Origin of the sequence: Pseudomonas sp. CBZ-4 (assembly GCF_000346755.1) — a bacterium.
Lineage (GTDB): Bacteria > Pseudomonadota > Gammaproteobacteria > Pseudomonadales > Pseudomonadaceae > Aquipseudomonas.
Map to the genome: position 1 here is coordinate 1 of NZ_ANNV01000093.1, position 7,281 is coordinate 7,281.

The window sequence follows — 7,281 nt, forward strand, 5'->3', positions numbered from 1 at the left end:
GGGCCGCTTCGCGCCCCAGCGGGAGCAAGCTCCCTCGCCACAGGGGGAGCGAGCTGGTAGCGTTGCCGCATTGATTTTTCGCGGAAACCCAGCACCGATGCAATTTGCAAAGTTGATCTATACCAGCGCACTCCTGTTTTTACTGAGTGGTTGCGCCAGCGTTTCGCAGACAGCCACCCAGTCCTCCCTCGACCAACTCTTGGCCGACCCGGCGCTGCACGGCGCCACGGTGTCGCTGACGGTGCGCGATGCCCGCAGCGGCACAACGCTTTATCAGCACAACCCGCGCACGCGGCTGGTGCCGGCCTCCAACCTCAAGTTGCTGACCACCGCGGCGGCGATGGATGTGCTGGGTCCGCAGTACCGTTTTGCCACCCAGCTGTTGAGCAACGGCGCGCAGCAGGGCGAGCGCCTCGGCGGCAATCTCTACCTGCGCGGCCTGGGCGACCCGACCCTGCAATTCGCCGATTACCAGGCCCTGGCCGCACAACTGGCGAGCACAGGCATCCGCCAGGTGCAGGGCGACCTGGTGTTCGATGACACCTGGTTTGACGCCGAACGGCTGGGCGTCGACTGGTCCCACGATGACGAAAGCACCTACTACGGCGCGCAGATTTCGGCGCTGACCGTGTCACCCAATGCGGATTTCGATGCAGGCACCGTGCTGGTCACGGCCAAGGCGCCGGTGCGGGCTGGCCAGCCCGTGGCGGTGACGATCTTCCCGCCCACCGACTACCTGCAACTGAGCAACCGCGCCATCAGCGGGCCGGGCAACACCTACGGGATCAACCGTCGCCACGGCACCAACCTGTTGCAACTCAGCGGCGCGGTGGCGCCGGGCAAGCAGAGCAGGCAACTGGTGAGCGTGTGGGAACCGACGCAACTGGTGGCCAACCTGTTCGAGCAGGCGCTGGCGCAGCAGGGCATCACCGTGCTCGGCCGTCGCGTGATGGGCGGCGCCAGCCCGGCCACGGCGAACGTGCTGGCCGAGCATCAGTCGGCACCGTTGCAGGCACTGATTGCGCCGCTGCTCAAGCTGTCGAACAACAACATGTCCGAAGCCTTGCTCAAGGCCATGGGCCGCAAGACCTCGAATGCCGGGACGGCGTCGGCCGGCGTGGCGGCGGTGGTGGGCTTCATGCAGCGCCAGGGGCTGGATACGACGATGTTGAGGCAGGTGGACGGCTCGGGCCTGTCGCGGATGAACCTGGTGTCTTCGCAAACCCTCACCGACCTGTTGCTGGCCGCAAGCAAACAGCCGTGGTTCGACGCCTGGTACACCGCGCTGCCAATTGCCGGCAACCGCGACCGCATGACCGGCGGCAGCCTGCGCTGGCGTCTGCGCAAGACCCCGGCGGCCGATAACCTGCACGCCAAGACCGGCTCCATGGCCGGCGTTTCCTCATTGGGTGGCTACATCACCGACGCCCACGGGCGCCGCCTGGTGTTCTCGATGATCAGCAACAACTACCTGGCCAGTGGCGCGCAGATCAAGGCCCTGGAAAACCGCGTCGCATTGACCCTGGCCAACTGGTGACTCAGGGCTGATAACCCATGCGCCAACTCACGGCCCGGGTCGCCGCCAGCAAGTGCTGCGCCGCCGGGCCGTCTTCGTCGGCGTGGAACAATGAGGTGGGGCCGACCACGGTCATGACTGCCGCGACTTGCCCGACGGCGTTGAACACCGGCGCCGACAACGCGTCCACACCCGGCATGAGCAAGCCATGCACAAAGTGCAGGCCACGGTTGCGGATCTGTTCGCACATGGTGGCGTAGGCCTGATCGTCGGCCAGGGCGTGGGCGATTCCGGCCTCGATCTCGCGCGCCCTCAGATCCACCGTCTCCCGCGACGGCAGGAAAGCGCTGAACACCAATCCCGTGGACGAACTGAGCAGCGGCAACACCGAACCCAGTTGCGTCACCACGGTGATCGCACGCACGGCGGGCTCGATATGCACCACGGTCGCGCCCTGGTTGCCCCATACCGCCAGAAAGCAGGTTTCATTCAATTCATCGCGCAGCTCGGCCAGGGGCAGGGCGCCGACCTTCAGCACGTCCATGCTGCCCAGCGCGGCCAAGCCCACGCGCAACGCTTCGCGGCCGAGGCCGTAATGGTTGGTGGCGGTGTTCTGTTCGGCAAACCCCGAGGCGATCAACGCCTGCAAATAGCGATGCACCTTGCTCGCGGGCATCTGCACATGCTCGGCCAGGCGTGACAGCGAAGTGGCCGGCGACAGTTCGGCGAGGGCCTTGAGGATATCGGTGCCCACTTCGGCCGAGCGGACTTTCTGTTTACCGGTGTCGCGGGGCTTTTCCATGGAAGGGCGAGAATCCGAGAGATGAATGGGCGTCTTTATAGCTTGACGGTCGATAGTGATCAAATTACGTTATGCGTAACTGGATTACGATAAAAACAACTTCCGCGTAGAGGATGATCCATGAACCTCGAATACCTGTCGGGCTTCGGCAACGAATTCGCCAGCGAAGCCCTGCCCGGCGCATTGCCGGTCGGCCAGAACTCCCCGCAACAAGCGCCCTACGGGCTGTACACCGAACTCTTCTCCGGCACGGCCTTCACCATGGTCCGCAGCGAAGCCCGGCGCACCTGGCTGTACCGCATCCAGCCGTCGGCCAATCACCCGGCGTTTAGCAAGCTGGAGCGGCAACTGGCCGGTGGGCCGCTGGGGGCGGTAACGCCGAACCGCTTGCGCTGGAACCCGTTGGAGATTCCCGCTGAGCCGACGGATTTCATCGACGGTCTGGTCGGCATGGTTGCCAATTCCGGGTCGGAAAAACCTTCAGGCATCAGCATCCACCACTACTGCGCCAACCGCTCGATGGAGCGCGTGTTCTTCAACGCCGATGGCGAACTGCTGATCGTCCCCGAGCAAGGGCGCCTGCGCATCGCCACCGAACTGGGCGTGCTGGACGTGGAGCCGCTGGAAATCGTCGTGCTGCCCCGTGGCCTCAAGTTCCGCGTCGAACTGCTGGACGCCCAGGCGCGCGGCTATGTCGCCGAAAACCACGGCGCACCGCTGCGCCTGCCGGACCTCGGCCCCATCGGCAGCAACGGCCTGGCCAACCCGCGGGATTTCCTCACGCCGGTGGCGCACTACGAAGACCTGAAACAGCCTACAACCCTGGTGCAGAAATTCCTCGGCGAACTGTGGGCTTGCGAGCTCGACCATTCGCCGCTCAACGTGGTCGCCTGGCACGGCAACAACGTGCCGTACAAATACGACCTGCGCCGCTTCAACACCCTCGGCACGGTCAGTTTCGATCACCCGGACCCGTCGATCTTCACCGTGTTGACCTCGCCCACCAGCGTGCACGGCCTGGCCAACCTCGACTTCGTGATCTTCCCGCCGCGCTGGATGGTGGCCGAGAACACCTTCCGGCCGCCGTGGTTCCACCGCAACCTGATGAACGAATACATGGGCCTGATCCAGGGCGCCTACGACGCCAAGGCCGAAGGTTTCCTGCCCGGTGGTGCGTCGCTGCACAGCTGCATGAGCGCCCACGGCCCCGACGGCGAAACCTGCACCAAGGCGATCAACGTCGAGCTGGCGCCGCACAAGATCGACAACACCATGGCCTTCATGTTCGAGACCAGCCAAGTGCTGCGCCCGACCCGGTTCGCCCTGGACTGCCCGCAACTGCAACCCGCTTACGATGCGTGCTGGGCCTCGTTGCCCGTCACGTTCAACCCGAATCGGAGATAACCCATGACTCAGTCCCCTTCTACCCGCAGCTGGGTGGCCTCCGCCAACGGTCACGCTGACTTCCCCCTGCAAAACCTGCCGCTGGGTGTGTTCAGCATCGACGGCTCGGCACCGCGCAGCGGCGTGGCGATTGGTGATGCGATCCTCGATCTGCATGCGGCCATCGACGCGTTCGAAGGCGAGGCGCGCCGCGCTGTCGAAGCCACTGCCGGTGGCCAGTTGAACGCGTTTTTCGAGCTGGGCCGTGGCCCGCGTGTGGCCTTGCGTGAACGCCTGCTGGAGCTGCTCGCCGAGGGCAGCCCGCTGCAATCCCGTGAAGCCCAGGTGCTGCACCGCGCTGCCGATTGCCAGATGCATGTGCCGGCGCGCATCAACGATTACACCGATTTCTACGTCGGTATCGAGCATGCGCAGAACGTCGGCAAGCTGTTCCGTCCCGACAACCCGCTGCTGCCGAACTACAAGTACGTGCCGATTGGTTATCACGGGCGTGCTTCGACCATTCGCCCGTCGGGTGTTGATGTACGCCGCCCTAAAGGCCAGACCCTGCCTGCCGGTCACACGGAGCCGACGTTCGGCCCGTGCGCCCGCCTGGACTACGAACTGGAACTGGGCATCTGGATCGGCCAGGGCAATGCCATGGGCGACTCGATTGCGATTGGCGACGCCGCCGAGCATATCGCCGGTTTCTGCCTGCTCAACGACTGGTCCGCGCGGGATATCCAGGCCTGGGAATACCAGCCGTTGGGCCCGTTCCTGTCGAAAAGTTTCATCACCACCATCTCCCCGTGGGTCGTCACCGCCGAAGCCCTGGAGCCGTTCCGCAAGGCCCAGCCGGCGCGTCCCGAAGGCGATCCACAACCGCTGCCGTACCTGCTGGACAAACGCGACCAGGCCGCTGGCGCGCTGGATATCGAGCTGGAAGTGCTGCTGACCACCGCCGCGATGCGCGAGCAGAACCTGCCGGCCCATCGTCTGGCGCTGAGCAACAGCCTGCACATGTACTGGACGGTCGCGCAGCTGGTGGCGCATCACAGCGTCAACGGCTGCCAGTTGCAGGCCGGTGACCTGTTTGGTTCGGGCACGTTGTCCGGCCCGCAGGCAGGGCAATTCGGCAGCCTGCTGGAAATGACCGAAGGCGGTAAAAAAGCCATCGAGTTGCCATCCGGCGAAGTGCGCAAGTTCCTGGAAGACGGTGACGAAATCATCCTGCGCGCCCGTTGCAGCCGCGAGGGTTTTGCCTCCATCGGCTTTGGCGAATGCCGTGGCACGGTAGTGGCCGCGCGTTAAGAGGGCTCGGGTGATGGAACTCTATACCTACTACCGTTCTACCTCGTCGTACCGGGTGCGTATCGCCCTGGCGCTCAAGGGCGTGGACTTCACCGCGGTGCCGGTCAACCTGCTGGTGCCGGCCGGTGGCGCGAATCGCCAGCCCGAGTACCTGGCGATCAACCCGCAGGGCCGCGTGCCGGCCTTGCGCACCGAGGACGGCGAGCTGTTGATCCAGTCGCCGGCGATCATCGAGTACCTCGACGAACGTTATCCACAGGCGCCGCTGCTGTCCAAGGACCTGGCCACCCGTGCCCATGAACGTGCGGTGGCGTCGATCATTGGTTGCGATATTCATCCGCTGCACAACTCCAGCACGCAGAACCTGCTGCGGCAGTGGGGGCATGACGAGGCGCAGGTGCTGGCGTGGATCGGCCATTGGATCAGCCAGGGCCTGGGCGCGGTGGAGCAGTTGATTGGCGACAAGGGTTTTTGCTTTGGCGAACAGCCGGGCATGGCCGATGCGTTTCTGATTCCGCAGTTGTATGCGGCGGAGCGCTTCAAGGTGCCGTTGGCGGCGTATCCGCGCATAGGAAGGGTGGCCGCATTGGCCGCTCAACATCCTGCGTTCATCCAAGCTCACCCCGCCAACCAACCTGACACACCCTAAATACAAATGTGGGAGCTGGCTTGCCTGCGATAGCGGAGCACCCGTGCCAGATGAGTTGCCTGACACACCGCCATCGCAGGCAAGCCAGCTCCCACAGTTTGATCAGCGTCATCCTTATAAAAATAATAGGTACCTTGCGATGCACAATCAGATTGCCAGCTTTCGCGCGGCACTCGACGCCCGTCCGGTGTCGCGTTACCAGTGGTTGATCCTCCTGTTGCTGGCGCTGTTGCTGGTGACCGATGGCTATGACGCTCAGGTGCTGGGTTATGTAGTACCGGCCCTGGCCAAGGATTGGGGCCTGGAAAAAGCCGCGTTCGGCCCGGTCTTCAGCGCCAACCTGCTGGGCCTGACCCTCGGCTCGCTGCTGGTCACGCCGCTGGCCGATCGCTTTGGCGTGCGGCGCATCCTGTTGGGCTGCGTGCTGATCTACGCCAGCCTCACGCTGTTGATGGTGTTCGCCAACTCACTGACCAGCCTGATGGCCGCGCGTTTTATCTGCGGCATCGGCATGGGCGGCGCCATGCCCAGCGCCATGGCGCTGATGTCGGATTACTCACCCCCGCGCCTGCGCACCTTGATGGTGACGCTGGCCGCGTGTGGTTTCTCGTTTGGCGGCGCGGCCGGTGGGTTTGTGGCCGCCGGGTTTATCGACAGCTTCGGCTGGCAGGCGGTGTTCCTCGCCGGTGGCGTGACGCCGCTGCTGCTGTTCCCGTTTCTGCTGTGGCTGCTGCCGGAATCATTGCCACGTTTGCTGCGGGATGCGCCGCCGTATGCACGCTTGCACCAGGTCACCACGCGCATGCTGCCTGGTTGGCAGGCGCCGCTGGCCAGCACGGCAGAAAACCTACAGGAGCAGGGCAGCAAACTGACGGTGGTGGAGCTGTTCCGCAACGGTTATGCGCGCCCGACCTTGCTGATCTGGGCGACGTTTTTTGTCAGCCTGATCCTGCTGTACTTCATGATCAGCTGGCTGCCGTCGCTGCTACTGGAAAGTGGCCTGGCCCTCAAGGAAGCCAACCTGGTGACCTCGATGTTCCTGTTTGCCGGCACCCTGGGCGCCATCGGCATGGCCTGGTTTGCCGACCGCTTGAAAAGCAAAGTGCGCCTGTTGTCGGGTGTGTTGGCGGCGGCTGCACTGTGCACCATTTTGCTCGGCCTGAACCACGACAACCCGCGTTATCTGGTGGCCTGCGTGTTTGCCGCCGGGTTCTGCATCATCGGTGGGCAACTGACCCTCAACGCCTTCGCCAGCAACTTCTACCCGGCGCATGTGCGCGCCACCGGCACGGGCTGGGCGCTGGGCGTGGGGCGGTTTGGCTCGATCCTGGGGCCGCTGTTTGGCAGCCTGTTGTTGGCGATGCATATTCCGGTGCAGCAGATTTTTTTCTTTTGCGCGATTCCGGCGGTGATGGCGGCGTTGTTGATTATCCAGGTGCGATCACCGGGCTCAAGTGAGCCTGTGAGTCCGTTGCATGGCGACATTCTAAAAGCGCCGGCCAATCACTGACTCGCCGCAGATCAAAATGTGGGAGCTGGCTTGCCTGCGATAGCATCACCTCGGCATGTCTGATGTACGGAGGCGCCTGCACCGCAGGCAAGCCAGCTCCCACACAAGCC

6 protein-coding genes are annotated in these 7,281 nt (G+C 64.1%); 5 read left to right on the plus strand and 1 reads right to left on the minus strand.

Features of this window, described 5'->3' with window-relative positions; genetic code table 11:
* Positions 1–97: 97 nt before the first annotated feature.
* Positions 98–1,537, plus strand: a complete 1,440-nt coding sequence (gene dacB, locus B348_RS0111230; protein WP_017736218.1) for a D-alanyl-D-alanine carboxypeptidase/D-alanyl-D-alanine-endopeptidase — start codon at positions 98–100, stop codon at positions 1,535–1,537.
* Between the two features lies 1 nt (position 1,538).
* On the opposite strand, the gene B348_RS0111235 is transcribed toward dacB, so the two are convergent.
* A complete protein-coding gene (locus B348_RS0111235) occupies positions 1,539–2,318 on the minus strand; it encodes an IclR family transcriptional regulator (RefSeq protein WP_017736219.1) in 780 nt (259 codons plus the stop codon).
* A 120-nt stretch (positions 2,319–2,438) separates the two neighbouring features.
* On the opposite strand from B348_RS0111235, the gene hmgA reads away from it, so the two are divergent.
* The 4 genes from hmgA (at position 2,439) to B348_RS0111255 (ending at position 7,171) form a co-directional block, all read left to right on the plus strand.
* Entirely contained in the window at positions 2,439–3,722 is a 1,284-nt protein-coding gene (gene hmgA, locus B348_RS0111240; protein WP_017736220.1) for a homogentisate 1,2-dioxygenase, read from the plus strand.
* A 3-nt stretch (positions 3,723–3,725) separates the two neighbouring features.
* Positions 3,726–5,012 (plus strand): fumarylacetoacetase, encoded by a 1,287-nt coding sequence (gene fahA, locus B348_RS0111245; protein ID WP_017736221.1) that lies wholly within the window; start codon positions 3,726–3,728, stop codon positions 5,010–5,012.
* A 13-nt stretch (positions 5,013–5,025) separates the two neighbouring features.
* Positions 5,026–5,661, plus strand: a complete 636-nt coding sequence (maiA, locus tag B348_RS0111250) for a maleylacetoacetate isomerase (protein WP_017736222.1) — start codon at positions 5,026–5,028, stop codon at positions 5,659–5,661.
* Between the two features lie 139 nt (positions 5,662–5,800).
* Entirely contained in the window at positions 5,801–7,171 is a 1,371-nt protein-coding gene (locus tag B348_RS0111255; RefSeq protein WP_017736223.1) for an aromatic acid/H+ symport family MFS transporter, read from the plus strand.
* Positions 7,172–7,281: the final 110 nt, after the last annotated feature.